Raw genomic sequence first — 22728 nt, forward strand, 5'->3', positions numbered from 1 at the left:
TCAAATACTCCTAGGCATGCACCAGCGTGCCTTCGTCCTCTCCCATGACGACGCGCTTGAGCGCGCCGTTCTTGAAGATCGAGAACACCTTGATCGGCAGTTTCTGGTCGCGGCACAGCGCGAAGGCCGTGGCGTCCATGATGCCGAGGTTCTGCGCGATCGCCTCGTCGAAGGTCAGCGTGGCGTAGCGCGTTGCGTCGGGATTGGTCTTGGGGTCGGCGGTATAGACGCCGTCGACCTTCGTCGCCTTGAGCACCAGCTCGGCGCCGATCTCGGCACCGCGCAGCGCGGCGGCCGTATCGGTGGTGAAGAACGGATTGCCCGTGCCGGCCGCGAACACCACGACCTTGCCCTCTTCGAGGTACTGCAGGGCCTTGGGGCGAACATAGGGTTCGACCACCTGCTCGATGGCGATGGCGGACATCACACGGGCCACCAGGCCCTGCTTGTCCATCGCATCGGCCAGGGCCAGCGAATTCATGACCGTGGCCAGCATGCCCATGTAGTCGGCGGTGGCGCGGTCCATGCCGACCGAGCCGCCCGCGACGCCGCGGAAGATGTTGCCGCCGCCGATCACGACCGCCACCTGGACGCCCATGTTCACGACCTCGGCCACCTCCTGCACCATGCGCACGATGGTCGCGCGGTTGATGCCGAAGGCATCGTCACCCATCAATGCCTCTCCCGACAGCTTCAACAAGATTCGCTTGTGGGCTGGGCGGGCATCAGACATGGGCAATTTCCTTTGGTTGGGGCGAGACGAGTGTAAAACGTGGCGATGAAAAAACGACGGTGCGCGCGAACGCACCGTCGTTGGAGCCGTAAAGGCTTAAGCGGCAGCCTTGGCTGCGGCGACTTGTGCAGCGACTTCTGCGGCGAAGTCGTCAACTTTCTTCTCAATGCCTTCACCCACCACGTACAGGGTGAAGCCCTTGATCGTGGTGTTGACGGCCTTGAGCATCTGCTCGACGGTCTGCTTGTCATTCTTCACGAACGGCTGGTTGTGCAGCGAGACTTCCTTGAGGAACTTCTGCACGCCGCCTTCGATGCGCTTGGCAACGATGTCGGCCGGCTGCGGCTTCTTGCCTTCGGCTTCGGCCGTCTTGCGGTCTTCTTCCGCCTTGCCGGCTGCCACGGCACGCTCTTTCTCGATCAGCTCGGCGGGCACGTCCGAAGCGGCGACCGACACGGGCTTCATGGCGGCGATGTGCATCGCGACGTCCTTGGCGGCGGTGTCGTCGCCTTCGAACTCGACCATCACGCCGATGCGCGTGCCGTGCAGGTACGAGGCCAGCTTGCCGTTGCCGGCGAAGCGCTTGAAGCGGCGGAAGGTCATGTTCTCGCCGATCTTGCCGATCAGGCCCTTGCGCACGTCCTCGAGCGTGGGGCCGAAGCCGTCCTGCTCGTAGGCCAGGGCACCCAGCGCGGCGATGTCGGCGGGATTCTTCTCGGCGATGAGCTTGGCTGCGGCGTTGACCAGGGCCAGGAAGCTGTCGTTCTTCGAGACGAAGTCGGTTTCGCAGTTGACTTCGATCATGGCGCCGGCATCACCGGCAACGTACGCGGCCACCACGCCTTCGGCGGTGATGCGGCTCGATGCCTTGCCAGCCTTGTTGCCGAGCTTGATGCGCAGCAGCTCCTCGGCCTTTTCCATGTTGCCGTCGGCCTCGGTCAGGGCCTTCTTGCATTCCATCATCGGTGCGTCGGTCTTCGCGCGCAGCTCGCCGACCATGCTTGCGGTGATTGCAGCCATTTTGTATCTCCGTGAATTCAAAAATCAGGTTAAAAAAAAGGGGCACAAAAGCCCCTTCTTCAGGCTCGCGGGCGCGCCAATCAGGCCGAGGCGCCCTCTTCGACTTCGACGAATTCGTCATTGCCTTCGGCGATGGCCTTGACCACGTCGCCGGTAGCGCTGTTGCGGCCTTCGATGATCGCATCGGCGATACCGCGGGCATACAGCGTGACGGCCTTCGACGAGTCGTCGTTGCCGGGGATCACGTAGTCGATGCCTTCGGGCGAGTGGTTGGAGTCCACCACGCCGATCAGCGGAATGCCCAGCTTCTTGGCTTCGGCCACGGCGATCTTGTGGAAGCCCACGTCGATCACGAAGATGGCGTCGGGCAGAGCGGTCATGTCCTGGATGCCGCCGATGTCCTTCTCGAGCTTCTCGATTTCACGCGTGAACGTGAGCTGCTCTTTCTTGCTCAGGTTGTCGAGGCCAGCTTCCTGCTGGGCCTTCATGTCCTTCAGGCGCTTGATCGAGGTCTTGACCGTCTTGAAGTTGGTCAGCATGCCGCCGAGCCAACGGGTGTCGACGAAAGGCACGCCGGCGCGACGGGCTTCAGCCGCCACGATCTCACGGGCCTGGCGCTTCGTACCGACCATCAGGATCGTGCCGCGGTTGGCGGTGAGCTGCTTGGCGTACTTCATCGCCTCCTGGAACATCGGGAGCGACTTTTCCAGGTTGATGATGTGGATCTTGTTGCGATGGCCGAAGATGTACGGAGCCATCTTGGGGTTCCAGAAGCGGGTTTGGTGACCAAAATGGACACCTGCTTCCAGCATTTCGCGCATGGTGGTAGACATTGAAATTACTCCAAAGGTTGGGTCTAAAATCCAGCCCGTTTTGCGCTCTTTGGATCGAGTCGCAACACCTTGATTGGGCCGGTTTGCGGATGTGTCTGGCTGGGATGCAACGAAAGCCGTTGCCCGACCAGCGAAACCCAAAGAGTATAGCACGGCCGCCGCCCCCTCCCCTGAACCAAGCCGTTGCCCTGACGGCCCCTGCAGCCTCCCCATGAACGACCTTCACGCCACCCGTCTCGACCTTCTGGCAGGTGGCACCGACGCACGCACCGAAATGGAGCGCGCCATCGGCATCGCCCAGTCGCCGGCCTGCGCCCACGCATTCACCCGCACCATGTTCGACGAGGCCCGCCAAGCGGCGGCCGCGTCGGATCCGGGCAGCCGACTTGCAGGCCTCGCCTTCACCGCCAAAGACCTGTTCGACGTCGAGGGCCAGCCGACGCCCGCCGGCTCCGCCGTTCTGGGTCACGCTCCGGCCGCCAAGGCCGATTCGCCGGCCGTGGCCCGGCTGCGCGCGGCAGGCGGCGTGATGACGGGCCGCACCAACATGACGGAATTCGCCTTCTCGGGCGTCGGCGTCAATCCGCACCACGGCACGTCGGCGAACGTGAGCGACTCCGCCGTGCCGCGCATTCCGGGCGGCTCGTCGTCCGGCGCGGCGATCTCGGTGGCCAGCGGAGCCGCATTCATCGGCCTGGGCTCCGACACCGGGGGCTCGATCCGCATCCCGGCAGCCCTGAACGGCATCGTCGGCTTCAAGAACACGGCCCGGCTGACGCCCACGGCCGGCGCGCTGCCGCTCTCGACCACGCTGGACACCGTCTGCGCCATGACGCGCTCGGTGCGCGACGCCATCACCGCGCACGAGATCCTCGCCGCGCGCCGAGTAACGGCTGGCAACGCACCCCTCGCCGCCTACAGGCTGGCGGTGGTGAAGAACGTGTTCTTCGACGGCATCGAAGCCCCGGTGGCCGCCGCCTTCGAGCGCTCGCTGAAGACGCTTCGCGCCGCCGGCGCCCGCATCGTGGAAATCGAGCTGCCCGAGCTCGCCGAACTGGCAGGCATCAATGCCACCGGCGGCTTCTCGGCCGCCGAGTCGTACGCCTGGCACCGGCTGCTGCTGGAGCGCAGCGGCGCGGGCTACGACCCCCGTGTGGCCCAGCGCATCCTGCGCGGCGCCGCCATGAAGGCGCATGAATACATCGACCTGATCAATGCCCGGCGCGACTGGATCGCCCGCGTCGAAGCCGCGCTCGCGCCGTTCGACGCAGTGCTGTCACCAACCGTGCCGATCACCGCGCCGCCCATCGCCAGCGTGGCGCCGGGCGCCGAGCGCGACGAGGAGTTCTTCCGCGTCAACGCCCTTCTGCTGCGCAATCCGTCGATCGTCAACATGCTCGACGGCTGCGCCATCTCGCTGCCCTGCCACGCCCCCGGCGAACTGCCGGTCGGCCTGATGCTGTGGCACGCCGCGCTGCACGACGACGCCATCCTCGCGGTGGCGCTCCAGACCGAGCGCGCGCTGCAAGAATAAAGGCCGTCGCGTCCGCCTCTGCGGGCGCCAGCCATCTCTTATCTGAACACTCAATGAAAATCGCGATCGTGGGCGCCGGCATCATCGGCGTCACCACCGCCTGGGAACTGGTTTCCGACGGCCATGAAGTGACCGTGTTCGAGCGCCGCGGCGCCGCCGCCGAGGAAGCCAGCTTCGCCAACGCCGGCGTGGTCGCTCCCGGATACGTCACGCCATGGGCCGGTCCCGGCATGCGCGGCAAGGTGCTGCGCTCGCTGCTGTCCTCGCACGGCGCCATCAAGCTGCGCTGGCCCCTGGGCTCGCGCGACCTCGGCTGGCTCTCCCGCTGGCAGAAGGCCTGCAAGCTCGAAACCTACCTGGCCAACCGCGCGCGCATGCAGCGCCTGGCCTTCTACAGCCGCAACCGGCTGCACGAAGTGACCGAGGCGCGCGAACTCAGCTACGAACGCAGCGACGGCTACATGGTGCTGCTGCGCTCCAAGCGCGACAAGAAGCTGGTGCAGCCCGGCCTGGACGTGCTGCGCGCCGCCGGGAGCGTCTTCAAGGAAATCGACGCCGACGAAGCCCGGCTGATCGAGCCCGCCCTGAATCCCGACACCCCGCTCGTGGGCGCCATCCACCTGCCCGAGGACGAGGTGGCCAACTGCCGCCAGTTCGCGCTGCTGCTCAAGTGGGAGGCCGAGTCGTTCGGTGCGCAGTTCCATTTCAACTGCGACATCGCCCCGCTGAGCCGCGCGGCGCCCACCTCGCTGTCGCTCGCCAGCGGCTCAGACCCGGTCCGCTACGACGCCGTGGTGGTCTGCGCCGGACTGCAATCGGCCGCGCTGCTGCGCCCGCTGGGCCTGCGCATCCCGATGGCGCCGGTCTACGGGCATTCGGTGAGCGCGCCGATCCGCGAGCCGCTCAATGCGCCGCGCAGCGCGGTGATGGACGAGCGCTTCAAGGTCGCCATCTCCCGGCTGGGCCAACGCGTGCGCGTGGCCGGCAGCGCCGAGATCGGCGGCTCGTTGGAAACGATGAATCCGGCCGCCGTGCAGACGCTCTATAAGGTGCTGCACGACTGGTTTCCGGGTGCCGCCACGCTGCAGTCCGGCATCCAGCAATGGAAAGGCGCCCGGCCGATGCTGCCCGACGGTCCGCCGGTGCTGGGGGCCAGCGGCATTCCCGGCGTGTGGCTCAACCTGGGCCATGGATCGAGTGGCTGGGCGCTGTCGTGCGGCAGCGCGCGGGTGCTGGGCGACCTGATCGGCGGGCGTGAACCGGGAATCGACCTCGAAGGGCTCGGGGTCGAGCGGCTCAGTCTTTAGGACCCCATCGGCGCAAGGCCTCGGGACTTGCCGGCTTTTCGACGGGAAGCTCCGGCTCCGGAGGCGGCCGGAACCTGCCGGCCACCCAGCCCAGCAATCCGGGGCAGATCAACGCGAAGAAGACCAGGCACAAACCGGCGCCGCCCAGCAGTGCCAGGCGTTCCAGGCCGGAAGTCGCCTCGGCCGGCAGGTCGAACCAGCGCATAACGCTGATGCCGAAGCCGACATTGGCCGCCCAGGCCACGTCCCGCAGCGGAATCCATCGCCTGAACTCGGCCAGCAGGAAAACGCCCCATACGAGGCACAGCAGGCCCAGGACCCATGCGAACCCGGCGATCCACGCCAGCGTGGCGGCAAGGAACGCCACCAGCGCCGCGACGAGCAGGACAAGCACCCAACCGACGCCCTTGAAATTCATCCCGGGATCATAGGCAGGCAAGCCGCCAGGCAGGCCAGCGGCACAATGCGCCGATGCGACGCATCACCTCCGCCACCGCTGCCGATCTGTTCGACATCGCCGCCACGCGCCGCATCGAACACGCAGCGTCGGCCGCCCTGCCCGCCCACACGCTGATGCAGCGCGCGGGCCTCGCGGTGGCGCGGCTCGCGATGGCGATCGCGCCACACGCGCGCACGATCTGGGTGGCCTGCGGCCCCGGCAACAACGGCGGCGACGGCTTCGAGGCTGCCGCCCAACTGCGGCACCGGGGCTTCTTCCCGGTCGTCACCTTCCTCGGCGACGAAGGCAGGCTGCCACCCGACGCCAAGGCATCGCTGCAGCGGGCCCGCGACGCAGGCGTCACCTTTGCCGCGACGCCGCCTTCGGCCTACGAACTCGCGATCGACGCATTGCTCGGCATCGGCTCGACGCGTCCGCCCGACGGCACAATGGCCGATTGGCTCGAGCAGATGCACGCCAGCGGCCAACCCGTGCTGTGCGTCGACGTGCCCTCCGGGCTGAATGCGGATACCGGCACGCTGCCTCAGGGCGCCGGTCATGCACGGGCAGCCGCCCGCAGCTGCATCACCTTCCTCACGCTGAAGCCCGGCCTGTTCACGGCGCAAGGCCGCGATGCGGCGGGCACGGTCTGGTTCGACGACCTGGGTTGCGGCGCCTTCAGGGACCAGCCCGTGGCACGCATCGCCGGAGCGCCCGAGGCGCAGCCTCGCAACCACGCCTCGCACAAGGGCAGCTATGGCGACGTCGCGGTGATCGGGGGCGCTTCCGGCATGGCAGGCGCGGCGTTGCTGGCCGGCTCGGCGGCGCTTCACGGGGGCGCGGGCCGCGTGTTCGTCGGGCTGCTCGATCCGAGCGCGGCGCCCGTCGATGCCGCGCAGCCCGAACTGATGCTGCGCGACGCTCGGACGCTCGATCTTTCCGGCATGACGGCCGTCTGCGGCTGCGGCGGAGGAGAAGCCGTGCGCGAACTGCTGCCGCGCGTGCTCTCGACGGCGGCCGCCCTGGTGCTCGATGCCGATGCGCTCAATGTGATCGTGGCCGATGGCGCACTGCAAACGCAGCTGTCATCGCGCGGAAAAGACGGATCGCCCACGGTAATCACGCCGCATCCGCTGGAAGCGGCGCGCCTGCTGAACTGCACGGTCGGCGAAATCCAGGCCGACAGGCTGGCCGCCGCGCGCGAACTCTGCGCGCGCTTCAATGTGGTGGGGGTGCTCAAGGGCTCGGGCACCGTCATCGCCGGCGCTGCCGATACCCTGCCCGTCATCAACCTGAGCGGCAACGCCCGCCTGGCAAGCGCGGGCACAGGCGACGTGCTGGCCGGAATGATCGGCGCGGCGCTGGCGGCGGGCCGACCCGCCTTCGAAGCGGCCCGCGAATCCGTCTGGCTGCATGGCCACATCGCCGACACATGGCCGGCCGACGCGGCCACGCTCACGGCCGGCGCTCTGGCCCGCCGCGGAGCCGGCTGAAGACGCTAGCCGCGGCCGACGAAGGGCATCTTCGTCGCCATGATGGTGTGGAACAGCACGTTGGCTTCCAGCGGCAGGTTCGCCATGTAGAGCACCGACTGGCCGACGATCTTGACGTCGATCAGCGGCTCGATGGCGAGTTCACCGTTGGCCTGCGGCACGCCCTTGGCCATGCGCGCCGCCAGCTCGGTCATGGCGTTGCCCACGTCCACCTGCCCCACGGCGATGTCGTACTTGCGGCCATCGAGCGAAGCGGTCTTGGTGAGCCCTTCGACCGCATGCTTGGTCGCCGTGTAGGCGGCCGAGTTCGGACGCGGTGCCGTGGCCGAGATGGAGCCGTTGTTGATGATGCGCCCGCCCATCGGCGTCTGCGCCTTCATCGTGCGGAATGCCTGCTGGATGCAGAAGAACATGCCGGTCAGATTGATGTCGACCACGCCCTGCCACTGCTCGGGCGTCCAGTCCTCGAACGGGCCCGGCGGGTTGCCCACGCCGGCGTTGTTGAAGAGCAGGTCGACGCGGCCGAAGCGCTCGACGGTGGCGGCGAACAGGGCCTGCACCGAGGCCGCGTTCGACACGTCGGTGGGCACCGCGAAGGCGCGCGCGCCGGCGCCCGATTCTTCCGCCACCTGCTCCAGCGGCTCCAGGCGGCGGCCCGCCAGAGCGACGCTCCAGCCGTCGCCCAGCAGCGCCAGCGCGGCAGCGCGGCCGATGCCGGAGCCCGCACCCGTGACGATGGCGATGCGGCCCTTGTTGTCTTCAGCGCTCATGCTGTCTGTCTCTTTCTTTTCGGTTTGTCGATGGTTCGTTCGGTTGTGCGAGGCCAGGTCAACGGCGCGGCTTGCGCCCCTTGCCCTTCATCTTGCTGGCGGCTTTCTTCACCGCCGACTTGAAGGCCTGCATCGCCGACTGCGCCCCGGCCGTGGCCGAAGTCGGCCGATCGCCGCGCGGCTCGGCCTTGCCGGCTTCCGCCTTGTTGCGCGTGCTGCGCTTGGCCGAGGCCTTCAAGGGCACGCCCGATGATGCCGCCCCCTTGTCCTTCATGGCCCGCGTCGTCAGCTCTTCGCCTTCGCGCACGAGGCGGAAGTCGATCTTGCGGCCGTCCAGGTCGACGCGGCTCACCTGCACCCGTACCCGCGTGCCGATGGCATAGCGGATGCCGGTGCGCTCGCCGCGCAGTTCCTGGCGCATCTCGTCGAACTTGAAGTACTCGCCGCCGAGCTCGGTGATGTGCACCAGGCCCTCGACGTACATCGCATCGAGCGTGACGAAGATGCCGAAGGTGGTGGCCGCCGTGACCACGCCGCCGTATTCCTCGCCGAGATGCTCGCGCATGTACTTGCACTTGAGCCAGGCCTCGACGTCGCGGCTGGCCTCGTCGGCACGGCGCTCGTTGGCGCTGCAGTGCAGGCCCGCGGCCTCCCATGCAAGCACTTCCTTGCTGGGCGCAACGGTGGCTTTCTGCGGCTTGGCGGTGGGCGCCTTCACGCGCGATGCGAGCCGCTTGGCCAGCTTGGCATGTGCCTCGCCGGGGGTCGGCAGCATCGGCAGCTGGTAGCGCGTGTTGCCGAGGATCGCCTTGATCACGCGATGCACCAGCAGGTCCGGATAGCGCCGGATCGGGCTGGTGAAGTGCGTGTAGGCCTCGTAGGCCAGGCCGAAGTGGCCGCTGTTGATCGGCGTGTAGATCGCCTGCTGCATCGAGCGCAGCAGCATGGTGTGGATCTGCTGCGCGTCGGGGCGGTCCTTGGTGGCCTCGGCGATCGCCTGGAACTCGCCCGGCCGAGGGTCGTCGGTGATGCTCAGGCCCACGCCCATCGCCTTCAGGTAGCCGCGCAGGATCTCCTTCTTCTCGGGCGTCGGGCCTTCGTGCACGCGATACAGGCCCGGGTGCTTGCCTTCGGCGATGAAGTCGGCGCTGCAGACATTGGCGGCAAGCATCGCCTCTTCGATCAGGCGGTGCGCCTCGTTGCGCGTGCGCGGCACGATCTTCTCGATGCGGCCAGCCTCGTCGCAGATGATCTGGGTCTCGGTAGTCTCGAAGTCGACGGCGCCGCGCTTGCCGCGCTGCTTGAGCAGCGCCTTGTAGACGTCTGCAAGGTTCAGCAGGTCCTTGACACGGTCCTTGCGCTTCGCAGCCTCGGGACCGCGCGTGTTGCCCAGGATGGCGGCCACCTCGGTGTACGTGAAGCGCGCGTGGCTGAACATCACGGCCGGGTAGAACTGGTAGGCGTAGATCTCGCCATCGGCGGCGACCAGCATGTCGCACACCATGCACAGGCGCTCGACCTCGGGGTTGAGCGAGCACAGGCCGTTCGAGAGCTTCTCCGGCAGCATCGGAATGACCCGGCGCGGAAAGTAGACGCTGGTGGCGCGGTCGTAGGCGTCGATGTCGATGGGCGAACCGGTCTGCACATAGGCGCTGACGTCGGCAATGGCCACCAGCAAGCGCCAGCCTTTGCCACGGCCTACTTTCGCGGGCTCGCAGTAGACGGCGTCGTCGAAGTCGCGGGCGTCTTCGCCGTCGATGGTGACGAGCGGGATGTCGGTGAGGTCGACGCGCCCCTTCTTGTCCGCGGGGCGGACCTTCTCGGGCAATGCCTTGGCCGCTGCCAGGCACTCCGCGGAAAACTCGTGCGGCACGCCGTACTTGCGCACGGCGATCTCGATCTCCATGCCGGGGTCGTCGATCTCGCCCAGCACTTCTTTCACCCGACCCACGGGCTGGCCGAACAGGGCCGGCGGCTCGGTGAGCTGCACGACAACGACCTGCCCCACCTTCGCGGGACCGGTCGCTCCCTTGGGAATCAGGACGTCCTGGCCGTAGCGCTTGTCTTCCGGTGCGACGAGCCAGATGCCGCCTTCGTGCAACAGGCGGCCGATGATGGGCTGCTCTGGGCGCTCGACGATCTCCACCACGCGCCCTTCAGGGCGTCCGCGGCGGTCCTGGCGCACGATGCGCGCCTTGACGCGGTCCTTGTGCAGCACCGCTCGCATTTCATTCGGAGGCAGATAGATGTCCGCCTCGCCGTCGTCGCGCTGCACGAAGCCGTGCCCGTCGCGATGTCCTTGGACAGTTCCTTCGATTTCATCCAGCAGGCCGCTGGAAGTAACGTTATTTTTGATATGATCTCCTTCTTTCCTGAAATTCAAAACGCAGTTGCTTCTGCAACTACGTGGGCCCAGATGGCGGAATTGGTAGACGCACTAGTTTCAGGTACTAGCGAGTAACATCGTGGAGGTTCGAGTCCTCTTCTGGGCACCAAGTTTAAACAGACCTTTACCGGGTCAATCGATTCAAGCCACCGGTCTCCGGTGGCTTTTTTCATTGCCGATCGAATCCGCATCGAACGGCCGGCGCAACCGGACAGGCAAGAGCCGGACCAGTGCCAAATTTTTTGCGCGCGCGCCGTTTTTTCCGGGCAGCCGCGACAAATTGTGTATACTCGCAGTCTTTGCTGAAAAGCAGAGTCAGCCCAGATGGCGGAATTGGTAGACGCACTAGTTTCAGGTACTAGCGAGTAACATCGTGGAGGTTCGAGTCCTCTTCTGGGCACCAGATCCGAATTGACCCCCGCCAGGTCATCCGAAAGAAGCCACCGGTCTCCGGTGGCTTTTTTCTTGCTCATCCGGATCTGCATCAAACGGGCAGCGCGATCAGGTCGTGGCCCTCGGCACCCACGATGCGCGCGCGGGTGAACTCACCCACCTTCAGCGTCTTGCTGATCTTCTCGGGCGGCAGCAGCCGGACCGTGCCGTCGATTTCCGGTGCATCGGCATACGTGCGCCCCACTCCGCCCTTGCGACCCATGGCAGGCGCCGAGTCGACCAGCACCTGCATCGTCGAGCCGATGCGCCTTTGCAGCTTGGCAATCGACACGGCCTCGGCCACCTCCATGAAACGCGCACGGCGCGCCTCGCGCTCGGCCTCGGGCAGCATGCCCGGGATGTCGTTTGCCGTAGCGCCCTCGACGGGGCTGTAGGCGAAGCAACCGGCGCGATCGATCTCGGCCTCGCGGATGAAGTCGAGCAGATGTTCGAACTCCCGCTCAGTCTCGCCAGGGAAGCCGGCAATGAAGGTGCTGCGGATCACGAGTTCCGGACACACTTCGCGCCAACGCGCCAGCCGCTCCAGGTTCTTCTCGCCGCTCGCCGGGCGCTTCATGCGCTTCAGCACATCGGGATGGCTGTGCTGCAAGGGCACATCGAGGTACGGCAGCACCTGGCCGCTCGCCATCAGCGGGATGATCTCGTCGACGCTCGGGTACGGGTACACGTAGTGCAGGCGAACCCACGCACCATACGGCTCGGCGATTTCGCCGAGCGTGCGCACCAGTTCGAGCATGCGGGTCTTGACCGGCTTGCCGTCCCAGAACCCGGTGCGGTATTTCACGTCGACCCCATAGGCCGAAGTGTCCTGGCTGATCACCAGCAGCTCTTTCACGCCGCCTTCGAACAAGGCCTTGGCCTCGCTCAGCACGTCGCCCACGGGCCGCGACACGAGGTCGCCGCGCATCGAGGGAATGATGCAGAAGGTGCAGCGATGGTTGCAGCCCTCGCTGATCTTCAGGTACGCGTAGTGCCGCGGCGTCAGCTTAAGGCCGGCAACACCAAAGGTGTTCGGCACCAGGTCGATGAACGGATCGTGCGGCTTCGGCAGGTTGGCATGCACCGCATCCATCACCTCCTGCGTTGCGTGCGGACCGGTCACGGCAAGCACACTCGGGTGCATCTGGCGCACCAGATTGCCACCCTGGTCGCCGGTCTTGGCACCAAGGCAGCCGGTGACGATCACTCGGCCGTTCTCGGCAAGCGCTTCGCCGATGGTGTCGAGGCTTTCCTTCACGGCATCGTCGATGAAGCCGCAGGTATTGACGATCACCAGGTCAGCGCCTTCGAAAGTCTTTGCAGTTTGATAGCCCTCGGCGCTCAGCTGGGTCAGGATCAATTCGGAATCGGTCAGGGCCTTGGGGCAGCCCAGGCTCACGAAGCCGACCTTGGGGGCGGTCGACGTGGCCGTACGTTCGGGGGAGGCAACTTCGCTCATATGCCTCTATTGTCCCAGCTATCGGTGACGGTGGGGCAACCACCGCTTGCGGGCACCTGCCGCAGGTCAGGAACGCTTGATGCCAAAGGCCCCCAGCACCTGCTCGGTGTTCTTCTGCATCTGCTCCTGCATCTGCAGGAACACATTCTTCGATTGCTCGACATAGCTGCCCATCAACCCCTGCAGCATCGGCGACTGCATGGTCATGAAGCGCGCCCACATCTCGGGCGTCAGGCCTTCGGCTTTTTCCGCAAGCTGCGCCTGCACCTCGGTCATGGCCTGGATGTTCTTCTCGAGATACGGACCCATGTAGCCCTGCATCGCCTGGCCATAGAAGCGGATGATGTTGGCCAGCACCTGCTCGGTGAACATCGGCGCGCCGCCGGCCTCTTCCTCGAGGATGATCTGCAGCAGGATGCTGCGCGTGAGGTCGTCGCCCGTCTTGGCATCGCGCACCACGAACTGGGCGTTCTGGATGACCAGCTGCTTCACCTCGGTCAGCGTGATGTACGTGGATGTCTCGGTGTCGTAGAGCCTTCTGTTCGGGTACTTCTTGATCACTCGCTGCACCGGTTTCGCCCCGGACTTCTTGCTCTGCACTGCGGACTCCTTCACATGGACGCCCATGTCATCGGATGATTCTAGGGAGCGGCTTTGCTGCGCCGCGACAAGGTTTACCCTGACCGGCTGCGGCACTTCCCTCAATCTGCCGATGTCGCGTACTCCGCACCACATGCATGGCAGCCCGCAACTTCCGGCCGCTCTTCGTCGGCTCCGCGAAACCGCAGCGGATTCTTCTGCCCATAGACAACCCAGCATCGCGGGCAATGCTCCTGTCCGACAGTCGGCAGATAGGCGCGGGCGCGCTGTTCGGCGCGCTCCTCGGTCAGCGGCATGCCCTGGCGTTGGGCGCGCGCAACTTCGCGCGCTGCCATGGTGTCGGCACGACCGCTTTCGTAGTCATTGATGCCGTAGACAGCACGCGCAAACTCGATGGGCGCCTGCTTGAGCAGTGCGGCCAGGCGCCTGTCGGCATGAGCCCGATCAACGAACGTCGATCGCGTATTCATCGGATCGCTTATCAAGAAAAATGGGATGTAGTTGCAGAGCGACCAAGGTAGCACAAGAACATGCCAAGGGTCTTTGTCTGCATCACTACGAGGGGGGCGATATGTGCACCGGGGAACCCGGTGCATGCTCTGTTCGACTGAACCGGTGGTTGGCCGGGGTTGAAACAGAAATTGGTAGGCGCGATTGGACTCGAACCAACGACCCCCACCATGTCAAGGTGGTGCTCTAACCAGCTGAGCTACGCGCCTAAGGATGTGTCCGAGAAGCAGTTATTGTAGCAGGAGAAATCGCGTTTTTCAGCGACGACGTGCAGATCGCACACCAATAACTGCAGTGACCAGTCCGAGGACCTGCGTGAGACGCGCGGCATCGGCGATTTCGACGGTGAACGTCATCCACGCAGTGCCCTTGATCGACTGGGTCTGCACGCCGATCACATTCATCTTCTCGCGCGCGAACACATCGGAGATGTCGCGCAGCAGCCCCTGGCGGTCGGCTGCCTCGACCGCCACGTCCACCGCATACACAGGCGCATCGGCGCCCTTCTTCGCGGCACCCCACTCCACGTCGATGACGCGCTCGCCATCCTTCGCGGCCATCGTGCGGAAGTTGCTGCAGTCGCTGCGGTGCACGCTCACGCCGTGGCCCCGTGTGACGAAGCCGCGAATGGCATCGGGCGGCGCGGGCTTGCAGCACTTGGCGAGCTGCGTCATCAACGAAGAAACGCCCACAACCAGCACGCCGCCCTTGCCCGACTTCTCGCTGCCACGCGACTTCTTGATGAGCACGCCGTCGTCGGCTCCCTGTGCAGGCTCAGGCGGACGCAGCAGCGTCTCGATGTTGCGCAGGGAAAACTCGTCCTTGCCCACCACTTCGAACAGATGGTCCGCCGACTTGAAGCCCAGCTGCGAAGCCAGGTCCTCGAGCCGCACCGCCGTCTTGCCTTCTCGCTGCAGCAGCTTCTCGACCGCCTCGCGCCCGCGCGCCACGGTCTCGTGCGTGATCTGCGCGTTGAACCATGCACGCACCTTCGCGCGCGCACGGTGGCTGGCCAGATAGCCGAGCTCCGCATTGAGCCAGTCGCGCGAGGGGCCGCCTTCCTTGGCCGCGATGATCTCCACCGTCTGCCCATTCGACAGCGGCGTGTTCAGCGGCACCATCGCGCCGTCGACACGCGCCCCGCGGCAGCGATGGCCCAGCGTGGTGTGCACCGTGTAGGCGAAGTCCACAGGCGTCGCCCCCTGCGGAAGCTCGACGATGGCCGCATCGGGCGTCAGCACATAGATGCGGTCGTCGAAGAGGCCCTGCCCCTGCAGGCCGCCCGAGAGATCGCGCTCCCATGCCAGCAGTTGCCGCAGCACGGCGATCTTCGCGTCGTACTCGCCACTGGCCCACACGCCCGCGTAGCCCTTGTGGCCCGCTTCCTTGTAGGCCCAGTGGGCGGCCACGCCGTGCTCGGCGTGGTCGTGCATTTCTTCAGTGCGGATCTGGATCTCGATCGGCTTGCCCGCCTTGCCATCCACCAGCTCGCGCACCACCGTATGCAGCGACTGGTAGCCATTGGGCTTGGGCCGAGCGATGTAGTCGTCGAACTCTTCGTCGATGGGCTGGAAGTGCGAGTGCACCCACGCCAGCGCGGCATAGCAGTCCTTCACATCCGGCACCACCACGCGCAGCGCGAGGATGTCGAACACCTGCGCGAAGTCGAGCGACTTGCCGCGCATCTTCTTCACGATGCTGTAGATGTTCTTGGGCCGCCCCTGTACCACGGCCTTGACGCCCTCGGCCTGCAGCTCGCGCTCGAGCTTCGAGCGCAGCTGCTCGACGTGCCCTTCGCGCTCGATGCGCTTCTCGTCGAGCAGGCGCGCGATCAGCTTGTAGGTCTCGGGCTCGAGGAAGCGGAACGAGAGATCCTCGATCTCCCACTTCACCTGCCAGATGCCCAGCCGGTTGGCCAGCGGCGCGAACACTTGCAGCGATTCGCGCGCCACGCCCTCGGGCGCCGGCTGCTTGCTCGCTGCCGCATGCCTCAGCGTCTGCAGGCGCGAAGCCAGCCTCAGCATCACCACGCGCAGGTCGCGCGAGAACGCGAGCAGCATCTTGCGCACGTTCTCGGTCTGCGCGCCGGCGCCTTCTCCGTGGTGGCCCTGCGAGGCCGAGCGCGCCTGCTCCTGCACGCGAACCAGCTTGGTCGTCTCGACCGCGAGCGCCGCGAAGTTGTCGCCGAACACCTTGGCGATCACCTCCTGCGGGCGATTCAGGTGCTGACACGAATAGACCAGGTAGCTCGCGGCCTGCATGGCCTCGGAGCCGCCCATCTTCGCGACGATGGCGGCCACCGCGTCGGCATGCGCGAGCGTGTTCTCGCCGGTGTCGAGCTTCTCGTCGGCGATCAGGGGTTCTGCGAAGGCGCGCGCGCGCGCCAGCATGTTCTCCATCACCGGCGTGCGCTCGGCCGTTGCCGCGGACAGCGGATAGTCGACCATCACCGCGTCGGACGCGGATGCCGTCTGGAGACTCGAAGAATCGCGCTTCACGCTTCGCTCACTCAATCGCTCGATCGGTCGAAAAGAAAGTTGGTGACGGCGGCGATCTGTGCGGGGTCGACGAAGGTGGGTGCATGGCCCACGCCCTCGAACTCGACCAGCGTTGCATGCGGCCCGCGCTGCGTCATGGCCAGGGCCGTTTCGCGCGACAGCAGGTCCGACTCGGCGCCGCGCGTAAGCAGCGTGCGTGCCGTGATGGCGTCGTACAGGCTCCACATGATCGCGCCGCCCTGCGCCGCGGCCTCGGGCGTGATGGCACGCAGCGCAACGCCGATGGCCGGGTCGTAGTGAAGCAGCCAGCGGCCGTCTTCGTCGCCGCTCGCCTCGACCTTCGCCGAGCCGTCGGCCGTGCGCTGCGAGGCGGGCACCACCATGTACCGCGACAGCGCCAGCCACTGGGCCGGCGTGTGGGGACCGAAGGTGGTCGACAGCGCCCACATGGCATCGGCCGCAGCCTGCACGCTCTCGAAGCTGCCGTTCCTGCCGACATAAGTGCCGATGCGCTGCAGCGCGACCGGTTCGATCGTCGGGCCGACGTCGTTGGCCACGAAGCGACGGATGGGGCGCGCCAGCGGCAGCTCCTTGTGCCCGGCGAGCACGAAGCCGATCAGCCCACCCATGCTGGTGCCGAGGTAGTCGAGCGTATCGATGGGCTGCTCGCGGTGCAGCTGCGCAATCAGCGCAACCATGTCGGCCGCGTACACCGGCACCTGATAGAGGGAAGGATCGCGCAGCCAGTCGCTGCGTCCACGCCCGACCACGTCGGGGCAGACCACGCGCACGTCGCCGCCGGCGCGTTCCACGATGGCCTGGGCCAGTAGATCGAAATCGCGGCCCTGCCGGGTGAGACCGTGCACGCAGACCACGACGTGTGCGCTGCGCGCGTCGCCCCATTGCCAATAGGCCATGCGGTGGCCGCCCTGGGCGTCATCGCACGCCACGTGATGAAGCGTCGGCTCGGTCATGGAAACAATCTTGTTCTGGTGCTGATAATTGTCTCGTCGCATCCTAATTCATCCGGAGATTGATCTTCATGCTCAAAGGCAAAACCGCGCTTGTCACGGGGTCCACCAGTGGCATTGGCCTGGCCATCGCCAAGTCGCTCGCCCAGCAGGGCGCAAACATCGTGCTCAACGGCTTCGGCGATGCCGCGGCCCCCAAGGCGGAGGTGGAAGCACTCGGCGTTCGCGCCGAATACCACGGCGCCGACATGAGCAAGCCGGAACAGATCGAGGACATGATGAACTTCGCCGCGTCGAAGTTCGGCCGCGTCGACATCCTCGTGAACAACGCCGGTATCCAGCACGTGGCCAAGGTGGAGGATTTCCCCACCGAACGCTGGGACGCCATCATCGCGATCAACCTCACCAGCGCCTTCCACACCACGCGCCTTGCGATCCCCGCGATGCGCGAGGCGAACTGGGGCAGGGTCATCAACATCGCGTCGGCGCACGGCCTCGTGGCTTCGGCGCAGAAGTCGGCCTACGTGGCGGCCAAGCACGGCGTCGTCGGCCTGACCAAGGCTGTGGCGCTCGAAACCGCGACCACCGGCGTCACCGTCAATGCCATCTGCCCGGGCTGGGTGCTGACCGCGCTGGTGCAAAAGCAGATCGACGACCGCGCAGCGCGCGAAGGCATCACCGTCGCCCAGGCCCAGAACGACCTGCTGGGCGAAAAGCAGCCTTCGCTGCAGTTCACCACCGTCGAGCAGTTGGGCGGACTCGCCGTCTTCCTGTGCTCGCCGGCCGCCGACCAGGTCCGCGGCCAGGCGTGGGCCATGGACGGCGGCTGGACTGCCCAGTAGTGGGTAGCCCGCCGGTACGGGTTTCTCTTGTTTCTCTTATTTGAGCTGAACCGAGCCCGACACGGTCACCATCACGGCGGTCTTGCCGGCTTCGACCGGCACCGCCGAATCCGCCGACGAAAACGACTTGGCCTGCACCGCCATCATGCGCGGCCGGATCGGGCCGTTGTCGCTCGCGTTCACCGAAACCTCGCGCAGCGTGTAGCCGCCGAAGCCGAAGCCCTTGGCGAGTTCGTCGGCCTTCTGCTTGAAGTTCTGGATGGCGATGGTCTGCGCCTCGGTCTCGGTCTTGGCGCGCTGTTCGCGGCTCAGGCCGAAGCCCACGTTGCCCACGCTCAGCGTGGTGATGCGGCCAGCCGTCTGCGTGATGCGCGGGAAGTCGCGGCCTTCGAGAACCAGTTCGGTCGAGCCCTGCCAGCCGTTGATCTTGCCGTCCTTGGTGTAGCGCGGCGACAGGCTGAAGTTGCCGGTGCGCACGTCGAGCTGGCCCGCCTGGGCGTTCTTCTTCGCTTCGGCCAGCGCGGCGTCGAGAGCGGCCTTCAGCTGCGTCTGCACGGTGGCTGCGTCGGTCGCGTCGCGGGTGGTCACGAGCGTCATGCTCAGCATGTCCTGCTGGACTTCGACCGCACCCGATGCGGTGAGCTGCAGCACGTTCTGGGGAGCCGGCGTGGCGGCGTTCTGGGCTAGGGCGGTGCCGGCAGCGGCCAGAGCGGCGCAGGCCGCGAGCAGTTTGATTTTCTTCTTCATGGCGAGGTTCTCCCGTTTGATGTGAAAGACAGGCAGGCCCACTCCGAAGGCGGGCCGGCAGGCCGGCGCATCGCGCACTGTCTCAGCGGCGCTGGCTGCGCGGCGCGATCGGCAGTTGGCGGGCCGCGGCCGGTGGCACCGGCACGATCCGCTCGGCCGGCTGCGATTCTGCCGAATTGAGCAAAGCACCCGCGGCGGGCGGGGTCCATTGGCCACGGACCTGCTGGCGCAGTTCGAACAGCTCGGCAGGCGTGAGGCGCCGCCCGGCAATGGCCTCTCCGCGGCGGACTTCTTCGCGCTGCGCGGCCCTGTGGGCGGCAACGGCGTCCCGGACTTCATTGCGCCGGACCTCGCCCACCCTGAACAGATCGCCAGACACCGCCAGCGACGGACCGCAGGCGAATACGAGGAGGAACGGCAGGGCGAATGTAGGACGTCTCATTGAGTGGAAGTCGGCAGGAAGCGCGACTTTGCCATCACCTCGCTAACGTCGGATGACCAGACCGCGAACGTCCGCAAGTTTTGTAACTTAGTGTCAAACACTAAGTAAATCCGGCTCAACGAACCCTCAACGCCTTCAGAATCGGCCCTGTTACAAATTCGACGTTGTAGAAATGACTCAAGTTCCCGCTCGCACCGACAAGATCGTGATCGTCGACGACGACGCCCGCATCCGCGACCTGCTGCGCCGCTACCTGACGCAGGAAGGCTTCGAAGTGATCGTGGCCGAGGACGGCAAGGCGCTCAACCGCATCCTGTTGCGCGACACGGTCGACCTGATCGTGCTCGACCTGATGATGCCCGGCGAGGACGGCCTTTCCGTTTGCCGCCGCCTGCGTGCCGCCAACGACCGCACGCCGATCATCATGCTCACCGCCAAGGGTGAGGACGTGGACCGCATCGTCGGCCTCGAAGTCGGCGCCGACGACTACCTCGGTAAGCCTTTCAACCCGCGCGAACTGCTGGCCCGCGTCCACGCCGTTCTGCGCCGCCGCCCGCCGCTCGAGGCGCCCGGGGCCCCCTCCACCGAGAACGAGACCGTCACTTTCGGCCCGTTCGCCTTCGACCTCGGCTCGCGCACCCTGAAGAAGGACGGCGAAGAACTCTCGCTGACCACCGGCGAGTTCGCCATGCTGAAGGCGCTGGTGCGCCATCCGCGCCAGCCGCTGTCGCGCGAAAAACTCGCGCAACTGGCGCGCGGCCGCGAGTTCGAGCCCTTCGACCGCAGCCTGGACGTGCAGATCTCGCGCCTGCGCAAGCTCGTCGAGTCCGACGCGGCTGCGCCCCGCTACATCCAGACCGTCTGGGGCGTGGGCTACGTGTTCGTGCCGGACGGCACGGCCTGACGCCACGTTGAAAGGTGGCCGTCGGCCAACCCCCCAGACCCGGCGCTGCCCAGGAGGACGGCGCGCAGGTCACGATGCCGAGCCCGCTCGAAGCGAGCGCGCAACGTGACCGCCGCCCCGGCCTCAAGCTGGGCTTCAGCCTTTTCTGGCGCACTTTCTTCCTGCTGGCGCTGCTGCTGATCGGCTGCACGGTCGCCTGGCTGCAGACTTTCCGTTCGCTCGAATACGAGCCGCGCGCCATTCAGACGGCGCACCAGATCGCCTCGCTCGTGAACCTCACGCGCGCGGCGCTGGTGTACTCCGACGCCATCACCCGGGTGTCGCTGATCAAGACCCTGGCTGACCAGGAGGGCGTGCGCATCCTCCCGCGCGAGCCCAACGACCGCTTCCAGCCCTATACCAGCGGCGCGCTCGACCTGCGCGTGACCGAGGAGCTCATCGAACAGCTCGGCGAAGGCACGACGGTGGCCAGCCGCGTGAACGACGAGGCGGGCCTGTGGATCGGCTTCACCATCGAGAGCGACACCTACTGGCTGCTGCTCGACCCCACCCGCTTCAGCCGCGTGGGCGGGCGCACCTGGCTGGTGTGGCTGAGCACCGCCATGGCTTTGTCGCTGGCCGGCGCGGCGCTGATCACGCGGCTCATCAACCTGCCGCTCAAGCAGCTGTCGCGCGCGACCATGCAGGTGCGCGAGGGCGAGTACGAGGCGCACCGGCTCGACGAGCGCGCCCGCACCAACGAGATCCGCGCGGTCAACATCGGCTTCAACCGCATGGCCGACCAGCTCGCCAAGATCGAGCAGGACCGCGCCATCATGCTGGCCGGCATCTCGCACGACCTGCGCACGCCGCTCGCCCGGCTGCGGCTGGAAACCGAGATGAGCGTGGCCGACGAGGACGCGCGCGACCACATGGCCGCCGACATCGCCCAGCTCGACGCGATCATCGACAAGTTCCTCGACTACGCGCGGCCCGACCACGTCGACCCCAAGCCGGTGCTGCTGCGCGACGTGGTGGACGCCTGCACCTACGCTGTACAGGACTACGAGGAGATGAACATCAAGGTCGAGGTGCCGCCCGACCTGCGCGTGATGGGCGACGAGGTCGAGCTCACGCGCGTGATCTCCAACCTGGTCGAGAACGCGCGGCGCTACGGCAAGACGCCCTCCACCGGCGTGGCCGACGTGACGATCCAGGCGCAGGCCAACAACGACGCGGTGCTCATCAAGGTGCGCGACCATGGCGCGGGCGTCGAGCCGGCCCTGCTCGCGCAGCTGACCAAGCCCTTCTTCCGCGGCGATGCGGCGCGCACATCCGCGGCCGGCGCGGGGCTGGGCCTGTCGATCGTGGCGAAGAACATCGAGCGCATGGGCGGCACCTTCGCGCTCACCAGCACGCCGGGCCGCGGCCTGGCGGCGCACATCAGGATGCCGCGCGCGATGCCGCCCGGCATGAAGCCCGGCGAACCGCAGGGCGGCGGCGCCAAGAAGCCGGCCTGAAGGCCGGCAGCGCTTCTTATTTGTGGAGAAGAACGGCCGCGCGGGCCTCCATCGCGCGGCCCTCGCCCACCGGGCCCAGCTTCTCGGCCGTCTTGGCCTTCACGTTCACCTGCTCCAGCGCCACGCCCAGCGTGTCGGCAATGCGCTGGCACATCAGCGGAATGTGCGGCGCGAGCTTGGGCGCCTGCGCGACCACCGTGCTGTCGACGTTGCCGATCTCCCAGCCCGCCGCACGCACCCGGCGCGCCGCCTCGGCCAGCAGCACGGCCGAATCGGCGCCTCGGAACTGCGGATCGGTGTCCGGAAAATGCCGGCCGATGTCGCCGAGCCCCGCACCGCCCAGCAGCGCGTCGGTGATGGCGTGCAGCAGCACGTCGGCATCCGAATGTCCCAGCAGGCCGGTGGTGTGCGGCACCTCGACGCCGCCGAGGATGAGCTTGCGCCCCGCCACCAGCTGGTGGACGTCCCAGCCCTCGCCGATGCGGATGCTGAATGGCGCGGCGGTCATGCCAGCCCCTTCCTGCGGCCCAGCAGCACGGCCTCGGCCAGCGCGAAGTCTTCGGGAAAGGTCACCTTGAAGTTCTGCGCGTTGCCCGGTACCAAGAGCGGCGACAGGCCGATCGCCTCGATGGCGCTGGCCTCGTCCGTGACGGCGTCGCCGGTGCGCTCCAGCGCGTCGAGCAGCATGCCGATGCGGAACATCTGGGGGGTCTGCGCCAGCCACTTGTCGGCACGCGGCAGGGTCTGGGCCACCCGGCTTTCGGCGGTGGACGACTTCAGCGTGTCTGCCAGCCGCTGAGCCAGCAGGCCGCCGACGGCGTCGTGCTCGCAGGCGGCGATCAGCGCCTCGATCTGGCTGGAGGTGACGAGGCAGCGGGCCGCGTCGTGCACCAGCACCCAGTCGTGCGCGCCGGCGCCCTTCTGCCGCAGCGCCACCAGGCCGTTGCGCACCGTGGCCGCGCGGGTAACGCCGCCCACGCGCAGCAGGTACTCGTTTTCCGAGGGAAATCGCGGCAGCACCGCATCCACGTCGCGGTCGTCCGGCGACACCACCAGCGCCAGCCCGGCGAAGCGCCCCGACATCGCGCGGAAAGCCTCCAGCGTGTGGGCCACCATCGGCAGGCCGGCCAGGCGCCGGTACTGCTTGGGTTGCGTGGACTGCGCATGCCCCGCGCGATGGCCGGAGCCGGCGCACGGGATCAGCACGAAGAGTCGGGAAGAGGACATGGGGCCCAGCGTCGGCCGTGGCCGACAAGCGGATAAAGGGCCGCCATTCTAGAATTGACCGCTACGCACACCCCTCGCCAGC

Annotated in this window: 21 protein-coding genes and 3 tRNA genes; 8 read left to right on the top strand and 16 right to left on the bottom strand. The window is 66.8% G+C overall.

Annotated features, from left to right (window positions below; all coding sequences use genetic code 11):
• Positions 1–10: 10 nt before the first annotated feature.
• The 3 genes from pyrH to rpsB all read right to left on the bottom strand — a co-directional run bounded on the left by pyrH (position 11) and on the right by rpsB (position 2586).
• Complete coding sequence (gene pyrH / locus FHT32_RS09120; protein WP_019652424.1) at positions 11–733, bottom strand: UMP kinase; 723 nt, start codon at positions 731–733, stop codon at positions 11–13.
• 96 nt (positions 734–829) lie between these two features.
• Positions 830–1753 carry a translation elongation factor Ts gene (tsf, locus tag FHT32_RS09125; protein WP_176664289.1) on the bottom strand — a complete coding sequence of 308 codons (924 nt, stop codon included), beginning with the start codon at positions 1751–1753 and terminating at the stop codon, positions 830–832.
• Between the two features lie 80 nt (positions 1754–1833).
• A complete protein-coding gene (gene rpsB / locus FHT32_RS09130; protein ID WP_176664290.1) occupies positions 1834–2586 on the bottom strand; it encodes a 30S ribosomal protein S2 in 753 nt (250 codons plus the stop codon).
• Between the two features lie 211 nt (positions 2587–2797).
• Between rpsB and FHT32_RS09135 the strand changes: the two genes are divergently transcribed.
• The gene (locus FHT32_RS09135) at positions 2798–4120 is read left to right on the top strand and encodes an amidase (RefSeq protein WP_176664291.1); all 1323 of its coding nucleotides are present in this window, start codon (positions 2798–2800) and stop codon (positions 4118–4120) included.
• 53 nt (positions 4121–4173) lie between these two features.
• Positions 4174–5427 carry a D-amino acid dehydrogenase gene (locus tag FHT32_RS09140; protein ID WP_176664292.1) on the top strand — a complete coding sequence of 418 codons (1254 nt, stop codon included), beginning with the start codon at positions 4174–4176 and terminating at the stop codon, positions 5425–5427.
• On the opposite strand, the gene FHT32_RS09145 is transcribed toward FHT32_RS09140, so the two are convergent.
• Positions 5417–5845, bottom strand: a complete 429-nt coding sequence (locus tag FHT32_RS09145) for a hypothetical protein (RefSeq protein ID WP_176664293.1) — start codon at positions 5843–5845, stop codon at positions 5417–5419. The genes FHT32_RS09140 and FHT32_RS09145 overlap by 11 nt on opposite strands.
• Positions 5846–5898: 53 nt before the next feature.
• Between FHT32_RS09145 and FHT32_RS09150 the strand changes: the two genes are divergently transcribed.
• Complete coding sequence (locus FHT32_RS09150) at positions 5899–7359, top strand: NAD(P)H-hydrate dehydratase (protein WP_176664294.1); 1461 nt, start codon at positions 5899–5901, stop codon at positions 7357–7359.
• Between the two features lie 5 nt (positions 7360–7364).
• Here the strand turns inward: FHT32_RS09150 and FHT32_RS09155 are convergent, their stop codons facing one another.
• Both FHT32_RS09155 and rnr read right to left on the bottom strand, forming a co-directional pair.
• Complete coding sequence (locus FHT32_RS09155) at positions 7365–8129, bottom strand: SDR family oxidoreductase (protein WP_176664295.1); 765 nt, start codon at positions 8127–8129, stop codon at positions 7365–7367.
• A 58-nt stretch (positions 8130–8187) separates the two neighbouring features.
• Positions 8188–10458 carry a ribonuclease R gene (rnr, locus tag FHT32_RS09160; protein WP_371132159.1) on the bottom strand — a complete coding sequence of 757 codons (2271 nt, stop codon included), beginning with the start codon at positions 10456–10458 and terminating at the stop codon, positions 8188–8190.
• Positions 10459–10539: 81 nt separating this feature from the next.
• Here rnr and FHT32_RS09165 point away from each other — a divergent pair.
• Together FHT32_RS09165 and FHT32_RS09170 are read left to right on the top strand one after the other, a co-directional pair.
• Positions 10540–10624: transfer RNA gene (locus FHT32_RS09165), tRNA-Leu, on the top strand.
• Between the two features lie 209 nt (positions 10625–10833).
• A tRNA-Leu gene (locus FHT32_RS09170) sits at positions 10834–10918 on the top strand.
• Positions 10919–10999: 81 nt separating this feature from the next.
• Here the strand turns inward: FHT32_RS09170 and rimO are convergent.
• The 6 genes from rimO to FHT32_RS09200 form a co-directional block, all read right to left on the bottom strand.
• Entirely contained in the window at positions 11000–12406 is a 1407-nt protein-coding gene (gene rimO, locus FHT32_RS09175) for a 30S ribosomal protein S12 methylthiotransferase RimO (protein ID WP_176664296.1), read from the bottom strand.
• Between the two features lie 66 nt (positions 12407–12472).
• A complete protein-coding gene (phaR, locus tag FHT32_RS09180) occupies positions 12473–13033 on the bottom strand; it encodes a polyhydroxyalkanoate synthesis repressor PhaR (RefSeq protein ID WP_093202373.1) in 561 nt (186 codons plus the stop codon).
• A gap of 74 nt (positions 13034–13107) precedes the next feature.
• On the bottom strand, positions 13108–13476 hold the full coding sequence (locus FHT32_RS09185; protein ID WP_176664297.1) for a hypothetical protein: 369 nt from the start codon (positions 13474–13476) through the stop codon (positions 13108–13110).
• Positions 13477–13648: 172 nt separating this feature from the next.
• Positions 13649–13725, bottom strand: a tRNA-Val gene (locus FHT32_RS09190).
• 48 nt (positions 13726–13773) lie between these two features.
• Positions 13774–15963, bottom strand: coding sequence for a bifunctional (p)ppGpp synthetase/guanosine-3',5'-bis(diphosphate) 3'-pyrophosphohydrolase (locus FHT32_RS09195; RefSeq protein WP_218088168.1), 2190 nt, complete (start codon positions 15961–15963; stop codon positions 13774–13776).
• A gap of 62 nt (positions 15964–16025) precedes the next feature.
• Positions 16026–17030, bottom strand: a complete 1005-nt coding sequence (locus tag FHT32_RS09200) for an alpha/beta fold hydrolase (RefSeq protein ID WP_176664299.1) — start codon at positions 17028–17030, stop codon at positions 16026–16028.
• Between the two features lie 26 nt (positions 17031–17056).
• Between FHT32_RS09200 and FHT32_RS09205 the strand changes: the two genes are divergently transcribed.
• A complete protein-coding gene (locus tag FHT32_RS09205) occupies positions 17057–17827 on the top strand; it encodes a 3-hydroxybutyrate dehydrogenase (RefSeq protein WP_176664300.1) in 771 nt (256 codons plus the stop codon).
• Positions 17828–17863: 36 nt separating this feature from the next.
• Here the strand turns inward: FHT32_RS09205 and FHT32_RS09210 are convergent, their stop codons facing one another.
• Positions 17864–18574 carry an SIMPL domain-containing protein gene (locus FHT32_RS09210; protein WP_176664301.1) on the bottom strand — a complete coding sequence of 237 codons (711 nt, stop codon included), beginning with the start codon at positions 18572–18574 and terminating at the stop codon, positions 17864–17866.
• Positions 18575–18656: 82 nt separating this feature from the next.
• Positions 18657–19016 (bottom strand): hypothetical protein, encoded by a 360-nt coding sequence (locus tag FHT32_RS09215; protein WP_176664302.1) that lies wholly within the window; start codon positions 19014–19016, stop codon positions 18657–18659.
• A gap of 172 nt (positions 19017–19188) precedes the next feature.
• Here FHT32_RS09215 and ompR point away from each other — a divergent pair, with 172 nt between their 5' ends.
• Both ompR and FHT32_RS09225 read left to right on the top strand, forming a co-directional pair.
• Positions 19189–19920 (top strand): two-component system response regulator OmpR, encoded by a 732-nt coding sequence (ompR, locus tag FHT32_RS09220; protein ID WP_007837017.1) that lies wholly within the window; start codon positions 19189–19191, stop codon positions 19918–19920.
• Between the two features lie 74 nt (positions 19921–19994).
• The gene (locus tag FHT32_RS09225; protein ID WP_176664303.1) at positions 19995–21419 is read left to right on the top strand and encodes a sensor histidine kinase; all 1425 of its coding nucleotides are present in this window, start codon (positions 19995–19997) and stop codon (positions 21417–21419) included.
• A 16-nt stretch (positions 21420–21435) separates the two neighbouring features.
• Here the strand turns inward: FHT32_RS09225 and ispF are convergent, their stop codons facing one another.
• A complete protein-coding gene (gene ispF, locus FHT32_RS09230) occupies positions 21436–21927 on the bottom strand; it encodes a 2-C-methyl-D-erythritol 2,4-cyclodiphosphate synthase (RefSeq protein WP_176664304.1) in 492 nt (163 codons plus the stop codon).
• Positions 21924–22646 carry a 2-C-methyl-D-erythritol 4-phosphate cytidylyltransferase gene (gene ispD, locus FHT32_RS09235; protein WP_176664305.1) on the bottom strand — a complete coding sequence of 241 codons (723 nt, stop codon included), beginning with the start codon at positions 22644–22646 and terminating at the stop codon, positions 21924–21926. Before ispD ends, ispF begins: the two co-directional genes overlap by 4 nt.
• Positions 22647–22728: the final 82 nt, after the last annotated feature.

Origin of the sequence: Variovorax sp. SG517, from assembly GCF_013376045.1 — a bacterium.
Lineage (GTDB): Bacteria > Pseudomonadota > Gammaproteobacteria > Burkholderiales > Burkholderiaceae_C > Variovorax.

Coding starts and splice junctions, on each gene's coding strand:
- pyrH (WP_019652424.1), bottom strand. CDS start 733: ATGTCTGATGCCCGCCCAGCCCACAAGCGAATCTTGTTGAAGCTGTCG.
- tsf (WP_176664289.1), bottom strand. CDS start 1,753: ATGGCTGCAATCACCGCAAGCATGGTCGGCGAGCTGCGCGCGAAGACC.
- rpsB (WP_176664290.1), bottom strand. CDS start 2,586: ATGTCTACCACCATGCGCGAAATGCTGGAAGCAGGTGTCCATTTTGGT.
- FHT32_RS09135 (WP_176664291.1), top strand. CDS start 2,798: ATGAACGACCTTCACGCCACCCGTCTCGACCTTCTGGCAGGTGGCACC.
- FHT32_RS09140 (WP_176664292.1), top strand. CDS start 4,174: ATGAAAATCGCGATCGTGGGCGCCGGCATCATCGGCGTCACCACCGCC.
- FHT32_RS09145 (WP_176664293.1), bottom strand. CDS start 5,845: ATGAATTTCAAGGGCGTCGGTTGGGTGCTTGTCCTGCTCGTCGCGGCG.
- FHT32_RS09150 (WP_176664294.1), top strand. CDS start 5,899: ATGCGACGCATCACCTCCGCCACCGCTGCCGATCTGTTCGACATCGCC.
- FHT32_RS09155 (WP_176664295.1), bottom strand. CDS start 8,129: ATGAGCGCTGAAGACAACAAGGGCCGCATCGCCATCGTCACGGGTGCG.
- rimO (WP_176664296.1), bottom strand. CDS start 12,406: ATGAGCGAAGTTGCCTCCCCCGAACGTACGGCCACGTCGACCGCCCCC.
- phaR (WP_093202373.1), bottom strand. CDS start 13,033: ATGGGCGTCCATGTGAAGGAGTCCGCAGTGCAGAGCAAGAAGTCCGGG.
- FHT32_RS09185 (WP_176664297.1), bottom strand. CDS start 13,476: ATGAATACGCGATCGACGTTCGTTGATCGGGCTCATGCCGACAGGCGC.
- FHT32_RS09195 (WP_218088168.1), bottom strand. CDS start 15,963: ATGGTCGACTATCCGCTGTCCGCGGCAACGGCCGAGCGCACGCCGGTG.
- FHT32_RS09200 (WP_176664299.1), bottom strand. CDS start 17,030: ATGCGACGAGACAATTATCAGCACCAGAACAAGATTGTTTCCATGACC.
- FHT32_RS09205 (WP_176664300.1), top strand. CDS start 17,057: ATGCTCAAAGGCAAAACCGCGCTTGTCACGGGGTCCACCAGTGGCATT.
- FHT32_RS09210 (WP_176664301.1), bottom strand. CDS start 18,574: ATGAAGAAGAAAATCAAACTGCTCGCGGCCTGCGCCGCTCTGGCCGCT.
- FHT32_RS09215 (WP_176664302.1), bottom strand. CDS start 19,016: ATGAGACGTCCTACATTCGCCCTGCCGTTCCTCCTCGTATTCGCCTGC.
- ompR (WP_007837017.1), top strand. CDS start 19,189: ATGACTCAAGTTCCCGCTCGCACCGACAAGATCGTGATCGTCGACGAC.
- FHT32_RS09225 (WP_176664303.1), top strand. CDS start 19,995: ATGCCGAGCCCGCTCGAAGCGAGCGCGCAACGTGACCGCCGCCCCGGC.
- ispF (WP_176664304.1), bottom strand. CDS start 21,927: ATGACCGCCGCGCCATTCAGCATCCGCATCGGCGAGGGCTGGGACGTC.
- ispD (WP_176664305.1), bottom strand. CDS start 22,646: ATGTCCTCTTCCCGACTCTTCGTGCTGATCCCGTGCGCCGGCTCCGGC.